At 68.5% G+C, this 25,447-nt stretch carries 22 protein-coding genes; 16 read left to right on the forward strand and 6 right to left on the reverse strand.

Annotated elements, in window-relative coordinates; all coding sequences use genetic code 11:
- Nucleotides 1-50 precede the first annotated feature (50 nt).
- The 5 genes from G8O29_RS15540 to G8O29_RS15560 all read left to right on the forward strand — a co-directional run bounded on the left by G8O29_RS15540 (nucleotide 51) and on the right by G8O29_RS15560 (nucleotide 7,427).
- Nucleotides 51-998, forward strand: a complete 948-nt coding sequence (locus G8O29_RS15540) for an ABC transporter substrate-binding protein (protein ID WP_166404143.1) — start codon at nucleotides 51-53, stop codon at nucleotides 996-998.
- A gap of 66 nt (nucleotides 999-1,064) precedes the next feature.
- Nucleotides 1,065-2,093 (forward strand): quaternary amine ABC transporter ATP-binding protein, encoded by a 1,029-nt coding sequence (locus G8O29_RS15545; protein WP_166404144.1) that lies wholly within the window; start codon nucleotides 1,065-1,067, stop codon nucleotides 2,091-2,093.
- On the forward strand, nucleotides 2,090-4,078 hold the full coding sequence (locus G8O29_RS15550) for an ABC transporter permease (protein WP_166404145.1): 1,989 nt from the start codon (nucleotides 2,090-2,092) through the stop codon (nucleotides 4,076-4,078). Before G8O29_RS15545 ends, G8O29_RS15550 begins: the two co-directional genes overlap by 4 nt.
- Nucleotides 4,071-4,973: a choline kinase family protein gene (locus G8O29_RS15555; RefSeq protein WP_166404146.1), complete on the forward strand. Its 903-nt coding sequence runs from the start codon at nucleotides 4,071-4,073 to the stop codon at nucleotides 4,971-4,973. Before G8O29_RS15550 ends, G8O29_RS15555 begins: the two co-directional genes overlap by 8 nt.
- 9 nt (nucleotides 4,974-4,982) lie before the next feature.
- The gene (locus G8O29_RS15560; RefSeq protein WP_166404147.1) at nucleotides 4,983-7,427 is read left to right on the forward strand and encodes a GcvT family protein; all 2,445 of its coding nucleotides are present in this window, start codon (nucleotides 4,983-4,985) and stop codon (nucleotides 7,425-7,427) included.
- On the opposite strand, the gene G8O29_RS15565 is transcribed toward G8O29_RS15560, so the two are convergent.
- The 4 genes from G8O29_RS15565 to cobU all read right to left on the reverse strand — a co-directional run bounded on the left by G8O29_RS15565 (nucleotide 7,424) and on the right by cobU (nucleotide 11,118).
- On the reverse strand, nucleotides 7,424-8,941 hold the full coding sequence (locus tag G8O29_RS15565; RefSeq protein WP_166404148.1) for a YifB family Mg chelatase-like AAA ATPase: 1,518 nt from the start codon (nucleotides 8,939-8,941) through the stop codon (nucleotides 7,424-7,426). The two genes, G8O29_RS15560 and G8O29_RS15565, sit on opposite strands and share 4 nt — an antisense overlap.
- A gap of 125 nt (nucleotides 8,942-9,066) precedes the next feature.
- On the reverse strand, nucleotides 9,067-9,954 hold the full coding sequence (locus G8O29_RS15570; RefSeq protein WP_166404149.1) for a glutathione S-transferase: 888 nt from the start codon (nucleotides 9,952-9,954) through the stop codon (nucleotides 9,067-9,069).
- A gap of 73 nt (nucleotides 9,955-10,027) precedes the next feature.
- A complete protein-coding gene (locus G8O29_RS15575; protein ID WP_166404150.1) occupies nucleotides 10,028-10,591 on the reverse strand; it encodes a histidine phosphatase family protein in 564 nt (187 codons plus the stop codon).
- A complete protein-coding gene (gene cobU / locus G8O29_RS15580) occupies nucleotides 10,588-11,118 on the reverse strand; it encodes a bifunctional adenosylcobinamide kinase/adenosylcobinamide-phosphate guanylyltransferase (protein WP_166404151.1) in 531 nt (176 codons plus the stop codon). The genes G8O29_RS15575 and cobU overlap by 4 nt, the downstream gene beginning before the upstream one ends.
- Nucleotides 11,119-11,184: 66 nt before the next feature.
- Here cobU and G8O29_RS15585 point away from each other — a divergent pair, with 66 nt between their 5' ends.
- The 4 genes from G8O29_RS15585 to G8O29_RS15600 all read left to right on the forward strand — a co-directional run bounded on the left by G8O29_RS15585 (nucleotide 11,185) and on the right by G8O29_RS15600 (nucleotide 15,030).
- Nucleotides 11,185-12,060: an RNA polymerase factor sigma-32 gene (locus G8O29_RS15585; RefSeq protein ID WP_166404152.1), complete on the forward strand. Its 876-nt coding sequence runs from the start codon at nucleotides 11,185-11,187 to the stop codon at nucleotides 12,058-12,060.
- Between the two features lie 201 nt (nucleotides 12,061-12,261).
- Entirely contained in the window at nucleotides 12,262-13,458 is a 1,197-nt protein-coding gene (coaBC, locus tag G8O29_RS15590; RefSeq protein WP_166404153.1) for a bifunctional phosphopantothenoylcysteine decarboxylase/phosphopantothenate--cysteine ligase CoaBC, read from the forward strand.
- A gap of 55 nt (nucleotides 13,459-13,513) precedes the next feature.
- Nucleotides 13,514-13,984, forward strand: a complete 471-nt coding sequence (gene dut / locus G8O29_RS15595; protein ID WP_166404154.1) for a dUTP diphosphatase — start codon at nucleotides 13,514-13,516, stop codon at nucleotides 13,982-13,984.
- Nucleotides 13,981-15,030, forward strand: coding sequence for a HesA/MoeB/ThiF family protein (locus G8O29_RS15600; protein ID WP_166404155.1), 1,050 nt, complete (start codon nucleotides 13,981-13,983; stop codon nucleotides 15,028-15,030). The genes dut and G8O29_RS15600 overlap by 4 nt, the downstream gene beginning before the upstream one ends.
- A gap of 124 nt (nucleotides 15,031-15,154) precedes the next feature.
- Here G8O29_RS15600 and G8O29_RS15605 read toward each other — a convergent pair whose 3' ends face one another.
- Nucleotides 15,155-16,405, reverse strand: a complete 1,251-nt coding sequence (locus G8O29_RS15605; protein WP_207623890.1) for an amidase — start codon at nucleotides 16,403-16,405, stop codon at nucleotides 15,155-15,157.
- A 152-nt stretch (nucleotides 16,406-16,557) separates the two neighbouring features.
- On the opposite strand from G8O29_RS15605, the gene G8O29_RS15610 reads away from it, so the two are divergent.
- From G8O29_RS15610 to G8O29_RS15620, 3 genes are all read left to right on the forward strand, one after another.
- Nucleotides 16,558-17,343, forward strand: a complete 786-nt coding sequence (locus G8O29_RS15610) for a transporter substrate-binding domain-containing protein (RefSeq protein WP_166404156.1) — start codon at nucleotides 16,558-16,560, stop codon at nucleotides 17,341-17,343.
- A gap of 34 nt (nucleotides 17,344-17,377) precedes the next feature.
- Nucleotides 17,378-18,172, forward strand: coding sequence for an amino acid ABC transporter permease (locus G8O29_RS15615; protein ID WP_166404157.1), 795 nt, complete (start codon nucleotides 17,378-17,380; stop codon nucleotides 18,170-18,172).
- 179 nt (nucleotides 18,173-18,351) lie between these two features.
- Nucleotides 18,352-20,361, forward strand: a complete 2,010-nt coding sequence (locus G8O29_RS15620) for a M3 family metallopeptidase (protein WP_166404158.1) — start codon at nucleotides 18,352-18,354, stop codon at nucleotides 20,359-20,361.
- 53 nt (nucleotides 20,362-20,414) lie between these two features.
- On the opposite strand, the gene G8O29_RS15625 is transcribed toward G8O29_RS15620, so the two are convergent.
- The gene (locus tag G8O29_RS15625) at nucleotides 20,415-21,395 is read right to left on the reverse strand and encodes a GlxA family transcriptional regulator (RefSeq protein WP_166404159.1); all 981 of its coding nucleotides are present in this window, start codon (nucleotides 21,393-21,395) and stop codon (nucleotides 20,415-20,417) included.
- Nucleotides 21,396-21,468: 73 nt separating this feature from the next.
- Here G8O29_RS15625 and bcoG point away from each other — a divergent pair, with 73 nt between their 5' ends.
- From bcoG to G8O29_RS15645, 4 genes are read left to right on the forward strand one after another with little or no spacing between them, the layout of a single operon-like run.
- Nucleotides 21,469-22,383, forward strand: a complete 915-nt coding sequence (bcoG, locus tag G8O29_RS15630) for a 3-dehydrocarnitine:acetyl-CoA trimethylamine transferase BcoG (RefSeq protein WP_166404160.1) — start codon at nucleotides 21,469-21,471, stop codon at nucleotides 22,381-22,383.
- A gap of 4 nt (nucleotides 22,384-22,387) precedes the next feature.
- Nucleotides 22,388-22,738, forward strand: a complete 351-nt coding sequence (locus G8O29_RS15635; RefSeq protein ID WP_166404161.1) for a hypothetical protein — start codon at nucleotides 22,388-22,390, stop codon at nucleotides 22,736-22,738.
- Nucleotides 22,735-24,213, forward strand: a complete 1,479-nt coding sequence (locus tag G8O29_RS15640; protein WP_166404162.1) for a carnitine 3-dehydrogenase — start codon at nucleotides 22,735-22,737, stop codon at nucleotides 24,211-24,213. The genes G8O29_RS15635 and G8O29_RS15640 overlap by 4 nt, the downstream gene beginning before the upstream one ends.
- A 4-nt stretch (nucleotides 24,214-24,217) precedes the next feature.
- The gene (locus tag G8O29_RS15645; protein WP_166404163.1) at nucleotides 24,218-25,381 is read left to right on the forward strand and encodes an acyl-CoA dehydrogenase family protein; all 1,164 of its coding nucleotides are present in this window, start codon (nucleotides 24,218-24,220) and stop codon (nucleotides 25,379-25,381) included.
- Nucleotides 25,382-25,447: the final 66 nt, after the last annotated feature.

Consider the following 25,447-nt stretch of genomic DNA (forward strand, 5'->3'; position numbering starts at 1 on the left):
ATGGGGAATCACCCCGCGTCAACAAGAACCGGAAAACAGGGAGTCGACGGATGAGGAAGATGCTGCTCGCTTCGGTAGCCTTGGTGCTGGCGCAGGCCGTGACGGTCGGCGACCTGCGGGCCGAGGTGGAAAGCCCGGACCCGATCAGGCTGACCACGCATGACTGGTCGGGGCAGGTCATCAGCGCCACCATCATGTCCGAGGTGCTGCGCAAGGCCGGCTACAACACCGAGCTGGTCCAGGCCGATTATCTGGCGCAGTTCGCCGGGCTGAAGACCGGGGACCTGCACCTGGCGATGGAGATCTGGGCCACCACGGGAACCGACGCGCTGGAAGAGGCGACCGCCACGGGTAATGTGGTGAATTTCGGCGAGACCGGAATGATCGCGCGCGAGGAATGGTGGTATCCGGCATATATGGAAGAACGCTGCCCCGGTCTGCCGGACTGGCGGGCGCTGCTGGACTGCGGCGAGGCGTTCTCGACGGTGGAGACCGCGCCGAACGGCCGCTACCTGGGCGGTCCCGTGACCTGGGGCGGCTATGACGAGGAACGGGTCGAGGCGCTGGGCCTGCCCTTCGAGGTCGTCCACGCCGGCACCGATGCGGCGCTCTTCGCCGAGCTTCAGGCCGCCTACGAACGGCAGGATCCGATCATCCTGTGGATCTACGAACCGCACTGGGCCCCCGCGAAATACGCCGGCAGGTTCATCGAATTCCCGCCCTACGATCCGGCCTGCTACAGCGATCCGGCCTGGGGCGAGAACCCGGACATGGCCTATGACTGCGGCAAGCCCCTGGGTCCGATCTGGAAGGCGGGCTGGGCCGGTCTGGAAGGGAAATGGCCGGGCGCGGCGAAGATCATCCGCAACTTCTCCATCACCAACGACGAGATGGGGGCGATGGTCTACAAGGCCGATGTCGAGGGCGTCAGCATCGACACGGTGGTGGCCGAATGGATGGCCGCGAACGAGGCCACATGGCAGGCCTGGCTGAACTGACCCCAGCCTCGGCCCCGGTTGCGCCGGGTCCGGCCTTTCCCCTGCCGCATGGAATCCACAGGCCCGATGGAACGCCCGACCGTCCTTGAATGCCGGAACCTCTGGAAGCTTTACGGCGCCCAGGCCGAGGCGGTGCTTGCCCGGCACGGCGGCGCGCCCACGCCCGAGGCGCTGCGCGAGGCCGGGATCGTTCCGGCGGTGCGGCAGGCGGATGTCACGGTCGCCAGGGGCGAGATCTTCGTCATCATGGGCCTGTCGGGGTCGGGCAAATCCACCCTGGTGCGCTGCCTGTCGCGGCTGATCGAACCCACCGCCGGCGAGATCCGCTTCGAGGGCCGCGACCTTCTGGCGATGTCGGAGGCCGAGCTGATCGACCTGCGCCGACACCGGATGGGCATGGTGTTCCAGCATTTCGCCCTGCTGCCGCATCTGACCGTGCTGGAAAACACCGCCTTCCCGCTGGAAGTGCAGGGCGTTGACCGCCGCACGCGGCTGGAGCGCGCGCGCGAGGTGATCGAACTGGTCGGCCTGACCGGACGCGAGACGCGCTATCCGCATCAGCTCTCGGGCGGGCAGCAGCAGCGCGTGGGCATCGCGCGCTCGCTGATCGTCGAGCCGGACCTGTGGTTCCTGGACGAACCCTTCTCGGCGCTGGACCCGCTGATCCGGCGCGAGATGCAGGACGAGCTGCTGCGGCTTCAGGCCCGGTTGCAGAAGAGCATCGTCTTCATCACCCACGACTTCGACGAGGCGATCCGCCTGGCCGACCGGATCGCGGTCATGCGCGACGGCGCGATCGTGCAGACCGCGACACCCGAGGAACTGGTGTTGCGCCCGGCGACGGACTATGTCGCCGCCTTCACCCGCCACATCCCGCGCGCCAAGGTCATGCGGCTGGCCACCGCCGCGCGGCCTCTGACCGGCGCCGACTTTGCCGGCGATCTGCCCGCCAGCGCCCTGGTTGCCACCGTCGCCGACCGGATCGAGGCCGCCGGCAAGCCTTTCCGGGTGATCGGCGCCGCGGGTGAGGTCCTGGGCCAGGTCGATGCGCGCACCATCGTCGATATCCTGCTGGGACGGGACCTGCCGGCATGATCCGCGCACGCGCCGCGCGCTGGGCCTTCTGGCTGGGGCTTGCCGCGATCACCGCAGTCCTGTCGCTGAACGGCAAGGAGATCTCGCAGGCCCTGGGCTGGACCTGGGCCACCAGATATCCGCAGGCCTGGCAGCTGAACCTCGACCGCCAGATCTCGGCCGCGCTGAAATGGCTGCTGGAGGAGGCGAGCCTGGGGCCGTTTCGGTTCCGCGATGTCACCCGGCTCATCTCGGCGCTGATCGAGGCGCCCTACACGCTGCTGCGCGGGCTGGTCGTCGAGGGGTTCGCCTGGGGGCAGGGTCAGCAGGCGGTGCCGATCCTGCCGCCGATGTCCTGGCTGCCGGTGATCCTGGGCGCGGGCCTTCTGGGGCTGCGCCTGGGAGGCGCCCGGCTCGCGGTGCTGGCGGCTGCGGCCTTCCTTTACCTTCTGCTCTTCGGGCTGTGGCAATCGGCCATGGTGACGCTGGTCTCGGTCGCCATCGCGGTGCCGCTGGGGGTGCTGGGCGGGGCTGCGCTGGGCGTCGCGGCCTTCCGGCTGCGCTGGGTGGACCGGGCGCTGCGGCCGGTGCTTGACCTGATGCAGACCGTCCCGGTCTTTGCCTATCTGGTGCCGATCCTGATCCTGTTCGGCTTCGGCCCGGTGGCGGCGCTGGTCGCCACGGTGATCTACGCCATGCCGCCGATGGTGCGGATCACCACCATGGGTCTGCGGTCCGTGCCGGATGAGGTGGTCGAGGCCGGGCGCATGGCCGGCTGCACGGCGCGGCAACTGCTGTGGAAGGTCCAGCTGCCCTCGGCGCGCAGAGTGATGATGGTCGGGGTGAACCAGGTCATCATGCTGACGCTGAACATGGTCATCATCGCCTCGATGATCGGGGCGGGAGGGCTGGGCTACGACGTGCTGACGGCGCTGCGCAAGCTGGACGTGGGGCGTGGCGTGGAGGCGGGGTTCGGCATCGTGGTCCTGGCCATAGCGCTGGACAGGCTGAGCCAGGCGGCGGCCGCCCTTGGCCCGCAGGAACCCGGCGACAGACACTGGCTGTGGCGCAACCGCGGGCTTCTGGCCTGGCTGGCGGTGGTTGTCGCCAGCTACCCCCTGGCCCTGATCTTCCCCGCGCTGGCGGTCTATCCCGAGGGCTGGCAGCTTTCCACCGGCGGGTTCTGGGGCGCGGTCGTCTCCTGGATCAACCTCAACCTCTACGACCAGATCGAGGCGGCGAAGGTCGCCGCGCTGACCTATGTGCTGGTGCCGGTCAAGACCTTCCTTCTGGGCATCCCCTGGGCCTGGGGACTGGTGCTGGCTGCGGCCATCGCGGGCGGGATCGGCGGCTGGCGGCTGGGGCTGATGGCGCTGGCGATGACCGGGTTCATCGTCTCGGCCGGTCTCTGGCCGCAGGCGATGGTCACGGTCTATCTGTGCGGCGTGTCGGTGGTGATCGCCATGCTGATCGGCGTGCCCATCGGCATCCTTGCCGGGCAGAACGACCGCGCCCATGCCGCGGTCACGGTAGTGCTCGACACGCTGCAAACGCTGCCCAGTTTCGTCTATCTGATCCCGGTGGTGATGCTGTTCCGGGTCGGCGACTTCTCGGCGATGATCGCGGTGGTGCTTTATGCCGTCGTCCCCGCCATCCGCTACGCCGCCATGGGCATCCGCGGCGTCGATCCGCAACTGGTGGAGGCCGGGATCGTCTCGGGCTGCACCAGGGGCCAGCTGATGCGCAAGGTGAAGCTGCCGCTGGCCATGCCCTCGATCCTTCTGGGTCTGAACCAGACCATCATGCTGGCCCTGTCGATGCTGGTCATCACCGCGCTGGTCGGGACCCGCGATCTTGGCCAGGAGGTCTATATCGCCCTGACCAAGGCCAATGCCGGCAAGGGCATCGTCGCCGGTCTGGCCGTCGCCTTCATCGCCATCATGAGCGACCGGATCATCACCGCCGCCATCGCCCGCCGCACCGCTGCAAGAGAGAGCCATGCCTGAACCGGCCCCATCCCCCGCCGAAGCCCGCCTGATCGAAGCCGCACGCGGCCTGTCCTGCTTTGTCGCGCCCTCGGACGTGCGGCTGCTGGAAGGCGGCAAGACCAACCACAACGTGCTGGTCACGGATCAGGGCCGTCGCTTCGTCGTGCGCTTCGGCAGCGACATCCCCGAACACGGCATCCTGCGCTGGAACGAACTGGCGATCACCCGCGCCGCCGAACGGGCAGAGGTCGGCCCCGCCGTCCGCCATGCCGAGCCGGGCCTGCTGGTGCTGGACTATGTCGAGGCTCGGCCCCTGACCCCCGCAGACCGCGACGATCCGCTGCTGATCCCGCGGCTGGCCGATCTTGTCGCCCGGGTCCACCGTGACGTGACCCGTGTCGTCTCGGGCCCGGTCCTGTGCTTTTGCGTCCCGCACATCCTGCGCGACTATGCCCGGCTGCTGACCGAACGCGGCTCGCCCCACGCGCCGCTTCTGCCGGGGCTTCTGGCCCGGGCCGAGGACCTTGACCGCGCCATCGGCCCCTTCGAGCCCTGCCTCTGCCACAACGACCTTCTGCCCGGCAACATCCTGATCGGGGACAGCGGGATCTGGCTGATCGACTGGGAATACGGCGGCTTCGGCAATCCGCTGTTCGATCTGGGCGGCATCACCTCGAACAACGGCTTCTCGCCCCCCGAGGAACGGCTGCTGCTGGAGGCTTACCACGACCGCCCGCTGACTGATGCGCAATGGCGCAGCTATTCGGCGATGAAATGCGCGTCCCTTCTGCGCGAGACGCTATGGAGCATGGTCAGCGAACTGACCTTGACGCTCGACTTCGACTACGCCGCCTACACCGCCGAGAACCTGGCTGCCTTCGATGCGGCCTTCCAAGATTTCCGCACATTGTAAGGACTTGCCATGTCTGATCTTCCCGCCGCAGCGAAGGTTGTCGTCATCGGAGGCGGCATCGTCGGCTGTTCCACCGCCTATCACCTGGCCCGGATGGGGGTGGAGGTCGTGCTTCTGGAACGGAAGAAACTGACCTCGGGCACCACCTTCCATGCCGCCGGGCTGGTCGGCCAGCTGCGCACCAGCGCCAATGTCACGCAGCTTCTGGGCTATTCGGTGGAGCTCTACAAACGGCTGGAGTCCGAGACCGGCCAGGCCACCGGCTGGAAGATGAACGGTGGGCTGCGGCTGGCCTGCAATCAGGAACGCTGGACAGAGGTGAAGCGCCAGGCCACCACGGCGCACAGTTTCGGACTGGACATGCAGCTTCTGACCCCGAAAGAGGCGCAGGATCTCTGGCCGCTGATGGACGTGGGCGATGTGGTCGGCGCGGCCTTCCTGCCGACGGACGGGCAGGCGAACCCGTCCGACATCACCCTGTCGCTGGCCAAGGGTGCCCGCATGGCCGGGGCGAAAATCTTCGAGGACACCAAGGTCCTGTCGATCGACATCCGGGATGGCGTCATCCGGGGCGTGATCGTGGAAGGCGGGCGGATCGACTGCGAAAAGGTCGTGGTCTGCGCCGGCATGTGGACGCGCCCCTTCTGCGCGGCGCATGGCGTGAACGTGCCGCTGGTCCCGGTCGAACACCAGTACATCGTGACCGAGCGGATCGAGGGCGTCACCCCGACCCTGCCCACGCTGCGCGACCCCGACCGGCTGACCTACTGGAAGGAGGAAGTGGGCGGCCTCGTGATGGGCGGCTACGAGCCGAACCCCAAGCTCTGGCGCGACGGCAGCCTGCCGCCGGGGTTCCACTTCACGCTGCTGGACAACGACTTCGACCATTTCACCCCGATGATGGAACAGGCGCTGGGCCGGGTGCCGGCGATGCAGACCGCCGGGATCAAGCAGATGATCAACGGCCCCGAAAGCTTTACCCCCGACGGCATGTTCATCCTGGGCGAGGCGCCGGAACAGCGGAACCTGTTCGTCGGCGCGGGATTCAACGCCTTCGGCATCGCCTCGGGCGGCGGGGCGGGCATGTGTCTGGCGGAATGGGTGGCCAAGGGCGAGGCGCCCTTCGATCTCTGGCCGGCCGACATCCGCCGTTTCGGCCGACCGCATTTCGACAGCGACTGGATCCGCAAGCGCACCTACGAGGCCTATGGCAAGCATTACAGCATGGCCTGGCCGGGGGAAGAGCACCAGTCGGGCCGCCCCTGCCGGAAATCCCCGCTGTACGAGACCCTGAAGGCCGATGGCGCCGTCTTCGGCGAAAAGCTGGGCTGGGAACGGCCGAACTGGTTCGCCGATCTCGCAGCGGGCGAGGAACCGCGCGACGTCTATACCTACGGCCGCCCGAACTGGCATGCGGCGGTGGGCCGCGAACACCGGGCCTGCCGCGAGGGGGTGGTGATTTTCGACCAGACCTCGTTTGCCAAGTTCGCGCTGAAGGGGCCGGATGCGGAAAGGGCGTTGTCCTGGATCTGCGCCAATGACGTGGCCCGCCCCGTGGGCAGCCTGACCTATACTCAGATGCTGAACGACCGGGGCGGGATCGAGGCCGATCTGACCGTGGCCCGCCGCGCGCCCGACGAATTCTACATCGTCACCGGCACCGGCTTTGCCACGCATGACTTCGACTGGATCAAGCGCAACATCCCGGCCGGGGCCAATGCGCAGCTGTTCGACATCACCTCGGCCAATTCCGTCCTGTCGCTGATGGGGCCCCGCTCGCGTGAGGTGTTGCAGGCGGTGACGAGGGCTGATGTGTCGAACGCGGCCTTCCCCTTCGGCACCGCCCGCACCATCGGCATCGCCGGCTGCCCGGTCCTGGCCCTGCGCGTCACCTATGTCGGCGAGCTGGGCTATGAGCTGCATTTCCCCGTCGAATATGCGACCGCAGTCTATGCGGCCCTGCGCGAGGCCGGAGCGCCCTTCGGCATCCGCAACGCCGGCTACCGCGCCATCGAATCGCTGCGGCTGGAAAAGGGCTACCGCGCCTGGGGCTCGGACATCGGGCCGGACCACACGCCCGACGAGGCGGGGCTGGGCTGGGCGGTCAAGCTGAAGCGGGACATCCCGTTCAAGGGGCGCGAGGCGGTGGCAGCGCAGCGCGCGCAGGGGGTGAAGAAGAGGATGGCCACGTTCACCGCCGATCCGGGCGTGATCCTGCACGGGCGCGAGACGATCTACCGCGATGGCCGGCGCGTCGGCTGGCTCAGCTCGGGCGGCTTCGGGTTCACCCTGAACCGTTCGATCGGCATGGGCTATGTGCGCAATCCCGAAGGCGTGACGGCGGACTACGTCCTGTCGGGCCGCTATGAACTTGAAGTCGCCACCGAAAGGGTGCCGGCCGAGGTCACCCTGGCGCCGCTCTACGACGCGGGGATGGAACGCATCAAAGCCTAAAGCCCGCCCCTGGCCGAGGCGAGGCGGAAGCTGATCGCCTCGGCGACATGGGGCCTGCGCACCGCCGGACTGCCGTCCAGATCGGCGATGGTGCGCGCGACGCGCAGGACGCGGTGATAGCCGCGTGCCGAAAGCCCCATGCGCTCGGCGACCCGGCCGATCAGGTCGCGCCCCTCGGCATCCGGCGTCGCGTGCTCCTCCAGCGCTGCGCCTTCCAGATCGGCATTGACGCGCAGCGCGGGATGGTCGCGGAAGCGGGCGGTCTGCCGGTCGCGGGCGGCGGCGACGCGGGCAGCGATCGTGGCCGAGCTTTCGCCGGTCGCCGGCAGGTCGAGATCGGCGAAGGCCACGGGCGGCACCTCGACCCGCAGGTCGAAGCGGTCCATCAGCGGGCCCGAGATGCGGCCCAGATAGTCCTCTCCGCAAAGCGGTGCGCGCCCGCAGGCACGGGAAGGATCGGAGAGATAGCCGCATTTGCAGGGGTTGGCGGCGGCGACCAGAAGGAAGCGGCAGGGATAGCGGACATGGGCGTTGGCCCGCGCGACCATCACGCTGCCGGTCTCGATCGGCTGGCGCAGCGTGTCCAGCACCATGCGCGGAAATTCGGGAAGCTCGTCCAGAAAGAGGACGCCGTTGTGGGCCAGGCTGATCTCGCCCGGCTTCGCCCCCCGCCCACCGCCCACGATGGCGGCCATCGAGGCGGTATGATGCGGCTCGCGGAAGGGGCGGTCGCGCGAGATGCCGCCTTCGGTCAAGAGCCCCGCAAGCGAATGGATCATCGAGGTTTCCAGCGCCTCGGGGGCCGACAGCGGCGGCAGGATGCCGGGCAGGCGGGCGGCCAGCATCGACTTGCCGCTGCCCGGCGTGCCGACCATGAACAGGTGGTGCCGCCCCGCGGCGGCGATTTCCAGCGCGCGCTTGGCGCGTTCCTGGCCCTTCACCTCGCGGAAGTCGCGGGGGGTGGCGGTGCGGACGACTTCTCCCGCTTCGGCGGGAAGCAGGGGGGTGCGGCCGGTGTAGTGGTGCAGCACCTCTTCCAGAGAGGACGCGGCTAGGACAGTGGTGGCACCGACCCAGGCGGCCTCGGCCCCGCAGGCCTTGGGGCAGAGCAGCGCGCGATCTTCGACGGCGGCCGCCATGGCAGCAGGCAAGGCCCCGGCGACGGCGATCAGACGGCCGTCGAGGGACAGCTCGCCCAGGGCCACGGTGCCCTCGATGTCTTCGCGCGGGATGATCTCGAGCGCGGCGAGGAGGGCGACCGCGATGGGCAGGTCGAAATGCGAGCCTTCCTTGGGCAGGTCGGCGGGCGACAGGTTCACCGTGATCCGCTTGGCCGGCAGCGCAATCGACAGCGCCTGAAGGGCCGCTCGGACCCTTTCCTTGGCCTCGGTCACCGCCTTGTCGGGCAGACCCACCAGAGTGAAGGAGGGCGAGCCGGGAGAGACGGCGCATTGCACCTCGACCAGGCGGGCCTCGACCCCCTCGAAGGCGACGGTGAAGGCCCGGGCCGTCATCCTTTCGGTCCCCAGCCTTCTGACCGGTCAAGCCCTGCCCCAGGACCCGGACCCCGCCGCCACGTTCCGCACCGCGCCATGCGCCCCACCCGATTCACCTTGGTTAACGGGTAGGGCGAAATGGTTTACGAGTGGTAAAGCGCCATGAACTTCGGCCAGGCCTCGCCGTCGGCGAGGGTCTTGTCGCGGCAGAAGGCGTTGCAGAAGCCGAAGCGGCGGCCATAGATTTCCAGCGCATGGGTGACGGGCTTGCCGGAGTAGGGGCAGGCGCTGTTCACGGTGTCGGCGCAGTCAACCCTCCTCGCGGGCAGCGGCACCGGACCGGGCCAGTCGCGGCGGGGGTAGTCGCGGCGGTAGAAGTCCTGATCCGCGCCGTCGATCAGGCCCATCGCGCGCCAGCGGCGGAAGCCGGGATGGGACAGATGGGCGTTGACGTAGAGCATCGCCTCGGGTCCGACCGGCAGGTTGTAGGTGGCGATCCGGCTGGCGACGGGCGCAAAGAAGGCATCGGCAGCAGAATAGGCACCGCAGAGCCAGGGGGTCGTGGAACCGGTCGTCTGCCGCGCCCAGGACCAGAGGGTTTCCAGGCGGCGGAGGTCGGAAAGGACCGCCTCGGGCGGCTTGCAGCCGGTGTAGCTGACGCGCAGGTTCATCGGGCAATGACTGCGAAGCGCAGAGAAGCCCGCGTGCATTTCGGCGGCAAGGACGCGGGCGGTCGCGCGGGCGTGGGGATCGGTGGGCCAGATGCCGGCGTCGGGGTGGCGGGTCGCCAGTTCCTCGGCGATGACGATGGTCTCGGGCACGACCGCGCCGTCGGGGGTTCGCATCGTCGGCACGGTCCGCGCGGGGAAGTAATCCTTCAGCAGCGTCGGCAGCTCGTCGGTATAAAGCCGGGCCGAGTGTGTCCGCACCGGGATGCCGAACGCGTCGAACAGAAGCCAGCCGCGCAGGGACCAGCTGGAATAGGCACGGTCGCCGATCACGAGGTCGTACGGGGGAAGGTCATAGGTCATGTCTGTTGTCCTTTCGCCGGCATTTGACCCACGGCAGAGGCGGAAGGGAAACGCAGAATCGTGGCGTCGGCCATCACGGACAGTGATTGACCGACAGAACCCCGGGAGGCGCGAAGGTCAGGCAGGTGACCGACAGGTTGGCAATAGTCTGGGCCAGCGCCTGATACGGGGTCAGCCCGGCGGCGCGCTGATACTGGGTGAGGATGACGCCGAAATGCGCGACCACGATGATGTCGGGCAGCGGCGGCAGGCGGCCGAGGGCGCGTTCGACCCGATCGGCGGCGGCATGCCAGCTTTCGCCCCCGGGCGGCGCGATCTGGCCGGGCTCTTCCCAGTAACGGCGGCTGAGATCGGGCCAGCGCCGGGACACCTCGTCGAAATGCAGGCCCTCCCAGTCGCCGAAGTTGAACTCGCGCAGGTCGGGGTCATGCGGCAGGCGGGGGCGGGTCTTGCAGATGGCATCGGCGGTTGCCGTGGCCCGGCACAGGTCGGAGGAGATCACCGGCGCCTGCGCGGGCAGATGGGCGTCCAGTCGCGCGAGAGCTGCCGTATCAGTCAGATCGGCGGGGATGTCGCGCCACCCGGCGAAGGCCCTGGTGTGGGTCGGACCATGCCGCACGAACCAGAACCGCGTCACGGCAGGCTGCCTTTCAGGACCAGCGGCAGACCGGCGATGACCGTCACGACCAGCCCGGCGACCTCGGCCAACCGCTGGTTCAGCCGCCCCTGTTCATCCCGAAACCGTCGGGCCAGTGCGTTTTCGGGAACGATTCCCCAGCCGGTTTCGTTGGATACGATGACGACGGGGGCCGGGCAGGCCGCAAGGGCGGTCAGAAGGCGCGCAGTCTCGGCGGCAAGGTCATGGTCGGCGAGAAGGTGGTTCGTCAGCCAGAGCGTGGCGCAATCGATCAGCACCGCCTCTTCGGCCCGCACCGCCGCGAGGGGTGTTGCAAGGTCGAGAGGGGCCTCGTCGGTCGTCCAGCCGGCACCCCGGTCCGCACGATGCCGCGCGATCCGGTCGCGCATCTCGTCATCCCAGGCTTCGGCCGTGGCGATATAGCGGCGGGGGCGACCGGAAGCGGTGACCAGGCCCTCGGCGAAGGCGGATTTCCCCGACCGCGCGCCGCCGACAACCAAAGTGAGGGGCGGGAGTGATCCGGTCACGGATTGGCCTCGTAGAAGGGACAAGAACGGGCGAAAGCGCCGCTGCTGGATAATCTGGAGGTGGTCATGGCACTTGACGGATATACCGATCTGAACGTGTCGCGCCAAGCGATGAAGGCCGAACTGCTTGACGCCGAAACCGAGGTGCGACTGGCCCGGGCCTGGCGCGATCAGCGGGACGAACGCGCGCTGCACCGGCTGATCACCGCCTACATGCGGCTGGCCATCAGCATGGCCGCCAAGTTCCGCCGCTATGGCGCGCCGATGAACGATCTGATCCAGGAGGCGAGCCTGGGTCTGATGAAGGCAGCCGACAAGTTCGACCCGGACCGGGGTGTGCGGTTTTCGACCTATGCGGTCTGGTGGATCAAGGCCTCGATCCAGGACTATGTGATGCGCAACTGGTCGATGGTGCGCACCGGATCCACCTCCAGCCAGAAGGCGCTGTTCTTCAACCTGCGCCGGGTGCAGGCCAAGCTAGAGCGCGAGGCCTCGCAGCGTGGCGAGACCCTGGACCAGCACCAGCTGCGCCAGCTTGTCGCAGCCGAGGTCGGCGTGCCGGTGGCAGATGTCGAAATGATGGAAGGCCGGCTTTCGGGGTCCGACTTTTCGCTGAACGCCACGCAGTCGTCCGACGAGGACGGCCGGGAATGGATCGACGCGCTGGAAGATGACGGCGTGCAGGCCGCCGAGCTGATCGAGGATGCGCACGACGGCGCGCGGCTGCGGGGCTGGCTCGTAACCGCGATGCGGGGCCTGAATGCGCGCGAACGCTATATCGTGGCCGAACGCAAGCTGAAGGATGAGGGCCGGACGCTGGAATCCCTTGGCGAGGAGTTGGGCCTGTCGAAGGAGCGTGTCCGCCAGCTGGAGGCGGCGGCCTTCGCCAAGATGCGCAAGAGCCTGGAAGGCCAGTCGCGCGAGGTGCGGCATTTCCTGTGACCTGCGCGGGCTGCTGCTGAATTGACCGTCTGCGCGCAGCTCCATTGCCTCGCGGTGTCGTGTGAAGAACAGGACCGCGCTCAGGGCGCGCCTCACGCAGGCACGTCGGGATGAGGCTGGCAGGCCGGGATGCGTGGCGCGGGTGTTGAGTTTGCCCCGCTCCGCCCCTACACCTTGGGGCAGGCCACGGGGGATCTGCCGATGCTGGCGGACAAGCGCATTCTTCTGATCATCGGCGGCGGGATTGCAGCCTACAAGGCGCTGGACCTGATCCGTCGCCTTCGCGAGCGTGGCGCCCAGGTCCGCGCGGTGATGACCGGGGCCGCGCAGCAGTTCATCACGCCCCTGTCGGTCGGGGCGCTGACGGCGGATCATGTGTTCACCGACCTCTTCGACCGGCAGGACGAACAGGATGTCGGCCACATCCGCCTGTCGCGCGAGGCGGACCTGATCGTGGTCGCCCCGGCGACAGCCGACCTGATGGCCAAGCTGGCGCAGGGTCTGGCGGGGGATCTGGCAACGGCGGTGCTCCTGGCGGCGGACAAGCCCGTGCTGATGGCTCCGGCAATGAACCCGGCGATGTGGGCACATCCGGCGACCCGGCGCAATCATGCGCAGCTTCAGGCGGATGGCATTCGCTTTGTCGGTCCGAACCGGGGCGAGATGGCCGAAAGCGGCGAGGCGGGCGAGGGCCGGATGGCCGAACCGCTGGAGATCGTCGCGGCAGTCGAAGGCGCGCTGGGCGGGGGGCCGCTTTCGGGCAGGCATGTGATCGTGACCTCGGGGCCGACGCACGAACCCATTGATCCGGTGCGATTTATCGCCAACCGCTCCTCGGGCGCGCAGGGGACGGCGATTGCGGCCGCTCTTCGGGCGCTTGGCGCAAGGGTGACTTTCGTGACGGGGCCTGCGTCAGTGCCTCCACCCTCGGGCGTGACGGTCGTGGCCGTGGAAACCGCGCAGGAAATGGCGGCGGCGGTCGAGGCGGCCTTGCCGGCCGATGCAGCTGTGATGGCGGCGGCGGTGGCGGACTGGCGGGTGGCCAATGCAAGCGCGCAGAAGCTGAAGAAGGACGGGTCGGGCCGCGCCCCGGCGCTGGAGTTCGCCGAGAACCCGGACATCCTGGCTTTGGTGGCGAAGGGTCCGAAACGGCCCCGGCTGGTGGTAGGGTTCGCGGCGGAAACAACGGATGTGGTCGCCCATGCCACGGCCAAGCGGGCGCGGAAGGGCTGCGACTGGATCCTGGCGAACGACGTGTCGCCCGCGACGGGGATCATGGGTGGGGCCGAGAACGCGGTCACGCTGATCTCGGAAGCCGGGGCCGAGGTCTGGCCCCGGATGGGCAAGGCAGAGGTCGCGCGGCGGCTGGCGGCGCGGATTGCGGAAGCGTTGCGTTAGCTGGGGCGTCGGAGCCTCCGGCGGGGATATTTTGGGACAGATGAAAGGTTCGGTAATGCGTCCTGTTGTGCAGGTGCTTTGGGAAGACTGGGCCGACCGGAGCCTGCCCTTGCCCGCCTATCAGACGGCGGGGGCGGCTGGGGCGGACCTGTGCGCGAACTTTCCGCCGGATGCGCGAGAGGCGGGTCTGACGCTGGCCCCGATGCAGCGCGCGATCTGTCCGACGGGGGTCCGGGTGGCGGTGCCGGAGGGGTATGAGATGCAGGTGCGGCCGCGGTCGGGCCTGGCGTCCAGGCACGGGATCACGCTGCCGAACACGCCCGGAACGATCGACAGCGACTATCGGGGGCCGTTGGGGGTGTCGCTGGTCAATCTGGGAACCGAACCCTACACGATCCGCCACGGCGACCGGGTGGCGCAGGTTGTCGTGGCCCCGGTGGTGCAGGCGGGCTTTGCGGTCGTGGAGGCGCTGGACGACACCGCGCGGGGGACGGGCGGGTTCGGCTCCACGGGCTTGCGCGGATGATCGGGCTTCTGGGCTTTGCCGGACTTTGGGCGCTGGGCCGCTGGCGCGGCTGGGGGGCGCGGTGGCTGTGGCTGGCGGCGGGGTGGTGGGGCCTGCTGATGCTGGTCCATCTGCCGATGCAGGTGGAAAACCCCCTGGCACGGGTCCTGGGGGGCGACTTCCGGGGCTGGACGGTGTTCGGGCTGCTTGCTGCGGTCGTGCTGGGGTACCGCGAGGTGCTTCGCATGGTTCGCCGTCGGAAGGGGACCCAGCCGGAGGCTGCTCCTGCGACGGGGACGTTCCGCGAGGCCGAACTGGACCGCTATGCCCGCCACATCATCCTGCGCGAGATCGGCGGGCCGGGGCAGAAGCGGCTGAAGGGCGCGCGCGTGCTGGTGGTGGGGGCGGGGGGGCTGGGGTCTCCGGTCCTGTTGTATCTGGCGGCGGCGGGGGTGGGGACCATCGGGGTGATCGACCATGACGTCGTGGAAGGGTCGAACCTCCAGCGGCAGGTGATCCACACCGACGGGCGGATCGGGATGCCGAAGGTCTTCTCGGCCGAGGTCGCCATGCGCGCCCTGAACCCGTTCATCGAGGTGCGGCCCTATCATCGGCGGCTGACCGAGGAGATCGCGGTCGATCTGGTCCGGGACTATGATCTGGTGCTGGACGGGACGGACGATTTCGACACCCGCTATCTGGTGAACCGGGCCTGCGTGGCGGCGGGGGTGCCGTTGATTTCCGGGGCGATCACCCAGTGGGAGGGGCAGATCAGTCTGTTCGATCCGGCGAAGGGCGGCCCCTGCTATGCCTGCGTCTTCCCGGTTCGCCCCGCGCCGGGGCTGGTGCCGACCTGTGCCGAGGCGGGGGTGGCGGCGCCCTTGCCGGGGGTGATCGGGGCCATGATGGCGATGGAGGCGGTGAAGTGGGTCACGGGGGCCGGGGAGGGGCTTGCGGGGCGGCTGATGATCCACGATGCGCTGTATATGGAGACCCGGGTGATCGCGGTGAAAAGGCGGCCCGACTGCGAGGTCTGCGGGGGGCTGGCGGGCCGAAGCCCGACCTAGGGGGTGATCGCCGGGATTTCGGGTGCGAGAAGGTCTGCGAGGTCGAGCAGGATGTCCTCACACCCCCGGTCGGCAAGGGCCTGAATGCCGATGGGGTGGTTCGCGCTGCGGCCCGTGGTGACGGTCAGGCCGGGCAGGCCCTTGAACGGGGGGCGATCTGGGGCATCTGCGCCTCGATCACCTGGGCAAAGGCCTCGGGGCTGGACGTGTCGTGGTGGTCGGGAAACGGGAGTTGCCCCGAGACGGGGGTCAGCAGCACCGGCCAGTCGGCGAAGAAGAGGCGCCAGAGGCGGGCGAGGCGGGCGCGGGATTGCAGCGCGCGCATGAAGCTTTCCAGCGTCGGGGCTGGGGCGAGTTTCGTCAGTTCGGCGTGGATGAAGCTGGCGTCGGGGTCGGCTTCGCGGGCGATGGCCTGCGCCCCGCCGAGGCCGAATTCGCAGAGCCAGAGGGTGAGGTGCAGCTCCATCGCCTCGCGGAAGGGGGGGAGCGGCGGGGTGCCGATCTCCCATCCCTGCGCCTGAAGGAATTTCGCGGCCTCGGTCAGGGCCTGCCGTATGGCGGGGTCGGTTTGCAGACCGTCGGGGGCAAGGGCGAGGGCGGCACGTCTGGGGTAGGGCGCGGGCGCGGGCGTGACGGGGCTGTGCCAGGGGTCGCGCGGGTCGGGGTGGGAGAGGGCCAGGAGGCCGAGGCGCAGGTCGGCGGCAGAGCGGGCGAGCGGGCCGGAGACGGCCATGAGCTGCCCGCCGATCAGCCGGTCGCCCGCAGTGGCGTTGAAGGCGGGGACGCGGCCGAGGCCGGGGCGGAGGCCGTGGATGCCGCAGGCATGGGCTGGATAGCGGATGGACCCGGCGATGTCGGTGCCGTGGGCCAGCGGGCCGAGGCCAGCGGCGACGGCCGCGGCGGCACCGCCCGAGGAGCCCCCGGGTGTGAGGGCGGGGAAGGCGGGGTTCTTCGTGGCCCCGTGGAGCGCGTTGCGGGTGAACCAGCGGAGGGAGAAGGCCGGCGTGTTGGTGCGGCCGACGATGATTGCGCCCGCGCGGCGGAGGTTGGCGACGGGCGGGCTGTCCTCGGCGGCGATCAGGTCGGCCTGGATGCGGAGGCCGTTGGTCGTGGCAAAGCCTGCCTGGTCGATGTTGACCTTGACCGTGACGGGCACGCCGGCCAGGGGGCCGGGGTCTTCGCCGCGCGCAAACCGGGCGTCGATCGCGCGGGCCGCGGCGAGCGCCTGATCGTCCATCCGCTGCACGATGGCGTTGAGGCCGGGGTTCAGCCGGTCGATGCGGGCAAGGGTGGCGCGGGTCGCCTCTTCGGCCGAGATCTGGCGGGAGCGGACCAGGGCGGCGAGGGTCGCGGCGGTGCGTGTGGCGGGGTCCATGGGGCGCGCTCCTTCCCCGGGGCAGGTTGGAGCGGAACTGCGGGCAGGGAAAGAGGCAACGGCACGGACGGTGCGGGACGTGCGTGCCGCCTTGCATCGCGCATGGCGCATGGCATAGTCGGCGTTTGACAATTCCAACGGGAGCCTGACCGATGAAGACCGCTGCTGCCGCCCTTCTGGGCCTGACACTTGCCGCCCTGCCCGCGCTGGCGCAGGACCTGCCGGACCTTGGCGGGCGGGAGGTCGTCGTCGTGACCGAGAACGCCTATCCGCCCTTGCAGTTCCTGGACAAGTCGGGCGCCGCGGTGGGTTGGGAATACGACGCGATGGCGGAAATCGCCAAACGGCTGAATATCACCGTGACCTATCAGAACACCAGCTGGGACGCGATGATCCCGGCGGTCTCGGAGGGCCAGTTCGACATCGGCATGACCGGGATCACCATCAAGGAAGAGCGCAAGGAAAAGGTGGATTTCTCGGACCCCTACATGCGGTCGGAGATGCTGATGATCGTGCGGGGGGACGAGGAGCGGTTCACCGATGCGGCGTCCTTTGCGGCGAACCCGGAGCTGCTGGTCAGCGCGCAGCCGGGGACCTCGCCCTTCTACGCGGCGGTCTATGACATCCTGGACGGCAACGAGGAGAACCCGCGCATCATCAAGTTCGAGACCTTCGGCGCGGGGCTGGAGGCGCTGAAGGCGGGGGATGTGGATCTGACGCTGTCGGATTCGACGGCGGCGAATGGCTATGTGGCGGCGTCGAACGGGGGCCTGAAGATCATCGGCGAACCGCTTGCGACCGAGGATTTCGGCTTCATCTTCCCGAAAGGGTCGGATCTGGTGGCGCCGATCAACGCGGCGATTGCCTCGATGAAGGCCGACGGCACGCTGGATGCGCTGAACCAGAAGTGGTTCCTCGACTACAAGATGGGCGAGTGAAGGACAGCCCCCGGCCCGATCCGGGGGCGATCCGATGGCCCCGAACGCCGATCCGGACAAGGACTTTCCCTGGTGGCTGGTGATCCTGGCGATCACCGGCCTGTGGCTGTTGTACGAGATGCTGGCGGACGAGGTCTATGCCTCGGCCCTGCGGGTGCTGTCCAAGGGGCTGGTCGTGACGCTGACGGTGGCGGTGGTGGCCTATATGGGGGCCTGTGCGATCGGGCTGGGGCTGGCCACGATGGGCATGTCGCGGTTCATGGTCGTGCGTCAGCTGGCGCGGCTGTACATCGAGGTCATGCGCGGCGTGCCGATCGTGGTGCTGCTCTTGTACGTCGCCTTCGTGCTAGTGCCGGGTCTGGTGGCCGGGATGAATGCGCTGGCGGGCGAAGAGCTGCTGCGCACCCGGGATGTCCCCTTGCTGTATCGTGCGATCCTGGCCCTGATGCTGGCCTATTCGGCCTTTCTGGCCGAGATCTTCCGGGCGGGTCTTCAGGCCGTGGACAAGGGCCAGATCGAGGCGGCGCAGGCCCTGGGCCTGAACGGCTGGCAGCGGTTCCGCCATGTTCGATTTCCGCAAGCCTTTCGGCTGATCCTGCCGCCGTTGGGCAATGATTTTGTGGCAATGGTGAAAGATTCGAGCCTGGTGGCGGTGCTGGGAATCTCGGACGTGGCGCAGCTGGCCAAGGTCACGGCGGCGGGGAACTTCCGATATTTCGAAACCTACAACGTGGCGGCCTTCCTGTATCTGGTGATGACCATCGGGCTGTCGCTTCTGCTGCGCCGGTTCGAGCATCGGATGCGTCAGCGCGGGCGGGACGGCCACTGAGCGGAGCGGCTTGCGCCGCATCTCTTCTGTCTCGTCGTCGGCCTTCGCCTCCTCCTCGGATAATGGGGGTTTCACCCCCCAGACCCCCGGGCCCAGACCCCCGGGATGGTTCGGGAAGGGAAAGCCGGGGTGGACCTTCCTTCGGGGCGGGCCTAGCTTCGAAGCAAAGGAGATCTGCGATGAATGTGCTGCTGGAAAACTGGGACAGGCCGTTCGGTCTGCCGCCCTTTGACCGCATCCGGGACGAGGATTTCGGGCCGGCCTTCGATACGGCGCTTGCCCGGGCGCGGGCGGCGATCCTGGCGATTGCCGAAGGGCCGGGGACGTCCTTTGCCGAGGTGATCGAGGCGCTGGAACTGGCGGAGGGCGATCTCGACCGGGTGGCGGGGGTGTTCTACAATCTGGCCGGGGCCGACTCGACCTCTGCGCGCGAGGCCCTGATGCGGGAGCTGGCGCCGAAGATGTCGGCGTTTTCCAGCGAAGTCACCAACAACAAGGCGCTTTGGGCCAAGATCGAGGACCTGTGGCAGGCACGCGAGGGCCTGGGGCTTTCGCCCGAGCAGGCCCGCGTGCTGGAGCTGTACCGGCAGATGTTCCTGCGGTCCGGTGCGGCGCTGGAGGGAGCGGCGGCGGAGCGCATGACGGCGGTGAAGGCGCGGCTGGCGGTGCTGGGGACGCAGTTTTCGCAGAACCTGCTGGCGGACGAGAGGTCCTGGCACATGGAGTTGTCGCAGGCCGAACTGGCCGCGCTGCCGGGGTTCGTGCAGGAGGCCGCAAGCGCCGCGGGTGCGGAAAAGGGGCTGGGGCCGGTCATCACGCTGAACCGCAGCCTGATCGTGCCCTTCCTGCAATTCTCGCCCAACCGGGATCTGCGCGAGAAGGCCTATGAGGCCTGGGTCGCACGGGGGGCAAACGGGGGCGAGACGGACAACCGGGCGATCGCGGCAGAGATCCTTGCGCTGCGCCACGAGCGGGCAACGCTGCTGGGCTATCCCGACTTTGCCGCCTACAAGCTGGAGCCGGAGATGGCGAAGACCCCGGCGGCGGTGCGCGACCTTCTGATGCGGGTCTGGCAGCCGGCGCGGGCCCGGGCGCTGGCGGATGCGGGCGTGCTGGAGGCGATGCTGAGGGCGGACGGGTTCCCCGGGCCGCTGGAGCCCTGGGACTGGCGCTATTACAGCGAGAAGCGCCGCAAGGCGGAGCATGACCTGGATGAGGCGGCGCTGAAGCCCTACCTGTCGCTGGACGCGATGCTGGGGGCGATGTTCGACTGCGCGACGCGGCTTTTCGGGCTTGAGTTCCGCGAGATCGCGGGGCCGTTCTATCACCCGGACGTGCGGGGGTGGGAGGTCACTCGGAACGGCGCGCATGTGGCGGTCTTTCTGGGCGACTACTTTGCCCGGGGGTCGAAACGGTCGGGCGCCTGGTGTTCGGCGATGCGGTCGCAGCGCAAGCTGGGCGGGGAGCAGCGGCCGATCGTCGTGAACGTCTGCAATTTCGCCAAGGGTGAGCCGCGTCTTCTGTCCTGGGACGATGCGCGGACATTGTTCCACGAATTCGGCCATGCGCTGCACCAGATGCTGTCGGATGTGACCTATGGGTTCATCAGCGGGACGAACGTCGCGCGGGATTTCGTGGAGCTGCCGAGCCAGTTGTACGAGCATTGGCTGGAGGCGCCCTCGGTGCTGGAGGCCCATGCGCGGCACCATGAGACCGGCGAGCCGATGCCCGCCGACATGTTGCGGCGGCTGCTGGCGGCGGGAACCCATGACCAGGGCTTTGCCACGGTGGAGTTCGTGGCAAGCGCGCTGGTGGACCTGGAGTTCCACACCGGCACGCCCCCTGCGGATCCGATGCAGAAGCAGGCCGAGGTGCTGGAGGCGCTGGGGATGCCCCGGGCGATCCGGATGCGGCACGCGACGCCGCATTTCGCGCATGTGTTCAGCGGCGACGGCTATTCCAGCGGCTATTACAGCTATATGTGGTCGGAAGTGATGGATGCCGACGCTTTCGCGGCTTTCGAGGAGGCGGGCGATGCCTTCGATCCCGCGGTGGCCGCGCGGCTGGAGCGGTTCATCCTGTCGGCCGGAGGGTCGGAGGAGGCCGAGGCGCTGTATATCAAGTTCCGGGGCAGGATGCCGGGGGTCGAGGCGTTGTTGAAGGGCCGGGGGCTGCTGGACGCGGCCTGAGGGGGGGTTTCACACCCCCGCACCCCCGTGAAGTATTTCGGACATGGGCAAGATCAGGTCGGGTGCAAGGCCCTAGCCTGGCGTCGCAGGCTGACGGGCGGCTGGCCGAAGCGGGCCCGGAAGGCGCGCGAGAAGGTGGCGGGGCCGGAAAAGCCGGTGCGGAGGGCAACCTCGGCGATGGGGTGGCGGGTGTCGGTCAGCATCCGGCGGGCAGCCTGGAGGCGCAGGTCGAGCGCGTGGGCGGCGGGGGTGGTGTCCAGCGCCTGCCGGAAGAGCGCTTCCAGACGGCGGGGGGAGAGGCCGACGGCTCTGGCTGTGGCGGCGGCGGGTTCGGGGGCGTCGATCCGCGCCTCCATCCTGGCCAGGGCTGCGGCCACGCGCGGGTCGAGGGCCGGGTCCTGGGGGGCGATCTGGGGCTCGTGCCCGGGGCGGTGGGTGGCCAGGAAGCTGGCGGCGACCTGCCGGGCCAGCGCGGCGCCGTGGCGGCTGCGGATCAGGTGCAGCATGAAGTCCTGCGCGGGGGCCGCGCCCGAGATGGTGACGCGGTTGCGGTCGATAACGAAGCGGTCGGGGACGACGTCGATGTGCGGGTGGGCGGCGGCGAGGTCTTCGAGGTCTTCCCAATGGACGGTGGCGCGGTGGCTGTCGAGGAGGCCCGCGCGGGCGAGGACCCAGGGGCCGGCGTCGATGCCGCCGACCAGCTGGAAGCGGGGGGCGATGCGGCGGAGGTCGCGGATCAGCGGGCGGGTGGCGACTTCGGCCAGGCGGTAGCCGGCGATGACGATGAGGGCGTCGGCGCCGCTGGCGTGGGCGAGAGGGCCGGAGGAGGGCAGTTCGATGCCACAGGTCAGGGGGACGGGGGCGCCATCGGGCGAGACGACGCGCCAGCGGTAGGCCTCTGACCCAAGCTGGCGGTTGGCGTTGCGCAGGGGGTCGAGGGCGGAAGCGACCTCGAGGATCGAGGCCTGCGGCAGGACGAGAAGCGCGATGGTCAGGGGCTCTCGCGATGGCTGAAAGATGGCGTTTTCCGTCATGAAGGTTTCGTAAGGTGCAAAGCGTGGGCTGGCAAGCGGGCTATGGTGGGGTCAAAGCCCGGGGAGGTCCGCGATGCCGCTGAACATGAACAAGGAAGTCTTCATCACCTGCGCCGTGACGGGGTCGGGGGGAACTCAGGACCGCTCGCCGCACGTGCCGCGCAGCCCGAAGCAGATCGCCGAAAGCGCCATCGCGGCGGCGAAGGCGGGGGCGGCGGTGGTGCATTGCCATGTGCGCGACCCCGAGACGGGCAAGCCCAGCCGCAAGCTGGAATATTACCGCGAGGTGACGGAGCGAATCCGGGACAGCGATACCGATGTTGTCCTGAACCTGACGGCGGGCATGGGCGGCGACATGTATTTCGACGGCACCGAGAAGATGACCGAGATGGCCGCGATTTCCGATATGTGCGGGGCCGAGGAGCGGGTGGCGCATATCGTCGAATGCCGCCCCGAGATCTGCACGCTGGACTGCGGCACGATGAATTTTGCCGAGGCCGATTATGTGATGGTGAACACTCCCGGCATGCTGCGCGACATGGCGCGGCGGATGACGGCGGCGGGGGTGCGGATCGAGATCGAGGCCTTCGACACGGGTCACCTCTGGCTGGCCAAGCAGCTGGTGTCCGAGGGCGTGATCCCGGAGCCGGTGCTGGTGCAGCTGTGCATGGGGGTGCCCTGGGGCGCGCCGGACGACCTGAACACCTTCATGGCGATGGTGAACAACGTGCCCCAGGGCTGGCATTTCAGCGCCTTTTCGCTGGGCCGGAACGAGATGGCCTATGTCGCGGCGGCGACACTTGCGGGCGGCAATGTCCGGGTCGGGCTGGAGGACAACCTCTGGCTGGAGAAGGGTGTCCTTGCGACCAACGCGCAACTTGTGGAGCGCGCGGCGACCATTGTCGAGAACCTGGGTGCGCGGGTGATCACTCCGGCCGAGGTGCGGGCGCGGCTGAAGCTGGAGAAGCGGGCTCCGGTGGCGAAGTAGGCCGATGCGGAGACCAGGCGCGGTGGCGCGGCCCATCGGGGCGGGGACCTGCCTTCTGCTTTTTGCGGCCTGCGTCGGGGATGGGCAATGGTACACGCCGGCGGGTGTGCCGCTGGGCGAGGTCGATTGCACCAGTCCGGCACCGCTGGATGGACCTGCGGGGCTGGAGATCTGCCTCGCGCGGGTGATCGACGACAGCCCCGATGCGGTGGTGCGCTGCCGAAGGGATGGCGGGCGGACGGGGCCGGTGTCGGTGGTGGACCGGCGCTTTGCCTGCGACTACCGCAAGCGGGACGATGGGTCCGTCAGCGGGTCGGATGACGGCAGGAAACAGGGAACGGGGGCGCGGCAATGAACCGGAAGGCGGCAATCATCGGGGGCGGGGTCATCGGCGGCGGCTGGGCGGCGCGGTTCCTGCTGAATGGCTGGGATGTGGGGGTGTTCGACCCCGACCCCGAGGCGGAGCGCAAGATCGCTGCGGTGATGGAGAACGCCCGGGCGGCGCTGCCCGCGCTGTCCGACGTGCCGATGCCGGCGGAGGGGAAGCTGACCTTCCACGGCACCATCGGCGAGGCGGTCGAGGGGGCGGACTATGTGCAGGAAAGCGTCTCGGAACGGATCGAGCTGAAGCACAAGGTCTATGCCCAGTTGCAACAATCGAACCCCGGAGTGCTGATCGGGTCGTCCACAAGCGGGTTCAAGGCCAGCGACTTGCAGAAATCTGCGGTTGCTCCCGAAAACATCATCGTCGCGCATCCGTTCAACCCGGTCTATCTGCTGCCCCTGTCCGAGATCAGCGGCAGCCCGGCCAACCCGCCCGAGGTGGTCGAAAAGACCGTGCAGATCATGAAGGATGTGGGCATGTTCCCGCTGGTGATCCGGCACGAGATCGACGCCTTCATCGGCAACCGATTTCTTGAGGCGGTCTGGCGCGAGGCCTTGTGGATGCTGAAGGACGGCATCGCCACGACCGAGGAGATAGACGAGGCGATCCGCATGGGCTTTGGCCTGCGCTGGGGCCAGATGGGCCTGTTCGAGACCTACCGGATCGCCGGGGGCGAGGCGGGGATGCGGCATTTCATGGCGCAGTTCGGCCCGGCGCTGAAATGGCCCTGGACCAAGCTGATGGACGTGCCCGAGTTCAACGACGAGCTGGTGGACCTGGTCGCCAGCCAGTCCGACGCGCAGTCGGGGATGTATGGCATCCGTGAACTGGAGCGCATCCGCGACCGCAACCTCGTGGGCTTCCTGCGGGCCTTGAAGGAACGCAACTGGGGCGCGGGGAAGGTGCTGCGCGAGCACGACGAACGCCGCGCCGCCGCCTTCTATGCCGAGATGGCGAAGGGGCTGGACACGGGGGCCAAGGCGGCCCCTCTGGTCATGTGGCAGGGGCAGGTCCTGCCGGGCTGGATCGACTACAACGGCCACATGACGGAAAGCCGTTATTACTTCTGCAATTCTGAGACGGTGGACAACTTCCTGCGGCTGATCGGCGCAGGGATGGACTATGTGGCAGCGGGACATTCGTACTATTCGGCCGAGACGCATATCCGCCATCTGGGCGAGGCGAAGCTGGGGGATCAGCTGCGCGGCGAGTTGCAGATCATCTCGGCGGACGAGAAGCGGTTCCGCAGCTTCGTGCGCATCCTGAAGGGCGAGGATTGCGTGGCGACGGTGGAGCAACTTTGCCTGCATGTGGACATGAAGGCGGGCAAGACGGTGCCGGCCGCGCCCGAGGTCTGGGCAAACCTGAAAGCCGTCGCGGATGCTCATGCCGGGTTGCCGATGCCGGAAGGCGTGGGCCGGGCGGTCGGCCAGAAGAAGGAGTAGGGCGATGGATTTCGGACTGACCGAAGAACAGCGGATGATCGTCGAGACGACGCGGGCCTTCGTCGAGGAGGAGCTTTACCCGCATGAGCAGAGGGTGGAGCGGACCGGGGTCCTGCCGCTGGAGCTGATCCGTGAGATCCAGGCAAAGGCCATCGCGGCGGGGCTTTACGCGGCCAACATGCCGGTAGAGGTGGGCGGCGCGGGGCTGGATACGCTGTCCTGGCTGCTTTACGAGAAGGAACTGGGCCGGGCGAACTATGCGCTGCACTGGACCTGCGTCGCGCGGCCGTCGAACATCCTTCTTGCCGGGAATGCCGAGCAGCGGGAACGCTACCTCATGCCCTGCATCCGGGGCGAGACCTGGGATTGCCTGGCGATGACCGAACCCGGCGCGGGGTCGGACCTGCGCGGGATGAAGGCCAGCGCGCGGGCCGAGGGTGGCGACTGGGTTCTGAACGGGACGAAGCATTTCATTTCCCACGCCGACCTTGCGGGCTTTGCCATCGTCTTCATGGCGACGGGGGAGGAAGAGACTCCACGCGGCCCGAAAAAGCTGATCACGGCGTTTTTCGTGGACAAGGGCACCCCGGGGTTCACGGTCCGCGAGGGGTATCGGAACGTCAGCCACCGGGGCTATACGAATTCGGTGCTGGAGTTCGACGACTGCCGCGTGCCGGCGGAGAACGTGCTGGGCGAGGTCCACAAGGGGTTCGAGGTGGCGAACTCCTGGCTGGGGGCGACACGGTTGCAGGTGGCCTCGACCTGCCTCGGCCGGGCCGAGCGGGCGCTGGCGCTTGCCGTGGCCTATGCCGCGGAACGCAAGCAGTTCGGGCAGCAGATCGGCAAGTTCCAGGGGGTGTCCTTCAAGCTGGCCGACATGGCGCTGGAGCTGAAGGCGGCCGAACTGCTCACGCGCGAGGCGGCGTGGAAATACGACCAGGGCACGGTGACGGACGGCGACATGGCCATGGCCAAGCTGAAGGCGACCGAGGTGCTGGCGATGGTTGCGGACGAAGCGATCCAGATCCACGGCGGCATGGGGCTGATGGACGAGCTGCCGTTGGAGCGGATCTGGCGGGATGCCCGCGTGGAACGGATCTGGGAAGGCACGTCCGAGATCCAGCGGCACATCATCAGTCGCGAATTGCTGAGGGCGGTCGGGGGGTGAACCGGCGCACCGGGGGCCAGCCCCCGGACCCCCGGGATATTTGAGGACAGATGAAAGGGTTTGTTA

The sequence above is a fragment of the Rhodobacter calidifons genome (assembly GCF_011174775.1).
Classification (GTDB): Bacteria; Pseudomonadota; Alphaproteobacteria; order Rhodobacterales; family Rhodobacteraceae; genus Tabrizicola; species Tabrizicola calidifons.

Excerpts from the sequence above, each read along its gene's own strand:
- G8O29_RS15540 (WP_166404143.1), top strand. The coding sequence starts at position 51 with ATGAGGAAGATGCTGCTCGCTTCGGTAGCCTTGGTGCTGGCGCAGGCC.
- G8O29_RS15545 (WP_166404144.1), top strand. The coding sequence starts at position 1,065 with ATGGAACGCCCGACCGTCCTTGAATGCCGGAACCTCTGGAAGCTTTAC.
- G8O29_RS15550 (WP_166404145.1), top strand. The coding sequence starts at position 2,090 with ATGATCCGCGCACGCGCCGCGCGCTGGGCCTTCTGGCTGGGGCTTGCC.
- G8O29_RS15555 (WP_166404146.1), top strand. The coding sequence starts at position 4,071 with ATGCCTGAACCGGCCCCATCCCCCGCCGAAGCCCGCCTGATCGAAGCC.
- G8O29_RS15560 (WP_166404147.1), top strand. The coding sequence starts at position 4,983 with ATGTCTGATCTTCCCGCCGCAGCGAAGGTTGTCGTCATCGGAGGCGGC.
- G8O29_RS15565 (WP_166404148.1), bottom strand. The coding sequence starts at position 8,941 with ATGACGGCCCGGGCCTTCACCGTCGCCTTCGAGGGGGTCGAGGCCCGC.
- G8O29_RS15570 (WP_166404149.1), bottom strand. The coding sequence starts at position 9,954 with ATGACCTATGACCTTCCCCCGTACGACCTCGTGATCGGCGACCGTGCC.
- G8O29_RS15585 (WP_166404152.1), top strand. The coding sequence starts at position 11,185 with ATGGCACTTGACGGATATACCGATCTGAACGTGTCGCGCCAAGCGATG.
- coaBC (WP_166404153.1), top strand. The coding sequence starts at position 12,262 with ATGCTGGCGGACAAGCGCATTCTTCTGATCATCGGCGGCGGGATTGCA.
- dut (WP_166404154.1), top strand. The coding sequence starts at position 13,514 with ATGCGTCCTGTTGTGCAGGTGCTTTGGGAAGACTGGGCCGACCGGAGC.
- G8O29_RS15600 (WP_166404155.1), top strand. The coding sequence starts at position 13,981 with ATGATCGGGCTTCTGGGCTTTGCCGGACTTTGGGCGCTGGGCCGCTGG.
- G8O29_RS15605 (WP_207623890.1), bottom strand. The coding sequence starts at position 16,405 with ATGGACCCCGCCACACGCACCGCCGCGACCCTCGCCGCCCTGGTCCGC.
- G8O29_RS15610 (WP_166404156.1), top strand. The coding sequence starts at position 16,558 with ATGAAGACCGCTGCTGCCGCCCTTCTGGGCCTGACACTTGCCGCCCTG.
- G8O29_RS15615 (WP_166404157.1), top strand. The coding sequence starts at position 17,378 with ATGGCCCCGAACGCCGATCCGGACAAGGACTTTCCCTGGTGGCTGGTG.
- G8O29_RS15620 (WP_166404158.1), top strand. The coding sequence starts at position 18,352 with ATGAATGTGCTGCTGGAAAACTGGGACAGGCCGTTCGGTCTGCCGCCC.
- G8O29_RS15625 (WP_166404159.1), bottom strand. The coding sequence starts at position 21,395 with ATGACGGAAAACGCCATCTTTCAGCCATCGCGAGAGCCCCTGACCATC.
- bcoG (WP_166404160.1), top strand. The coding sequence starts at position 21,469 with ATGCCGCTGAACATGAACAAGGAAGTCTTCATCACCTGCGCCGTGACG.
- G8O29_RS15635 (WP_166404161.1), top strand. The coding sequence starts at position 22,388 with ATGCGGAGACCAGGCGCGGTGGCGCGGCCCATCGGGGCGGGGACCTGC.
- G8O29_RS15640 (WP_166404162.1), top strand. The coding sequence starts at position 22,735 with ATGAACCGGAAGGCGGCAATCATCGGGGGCGGGGTCATCGGCGGCGGC.
- G8O29_RS15645 (WP_166404163.1), top strand. The coding sequence starts at position 24,218 with ATGGATTTCGGACTGACCGAAGAACAGCGGATGATCGTCGAGACGACG.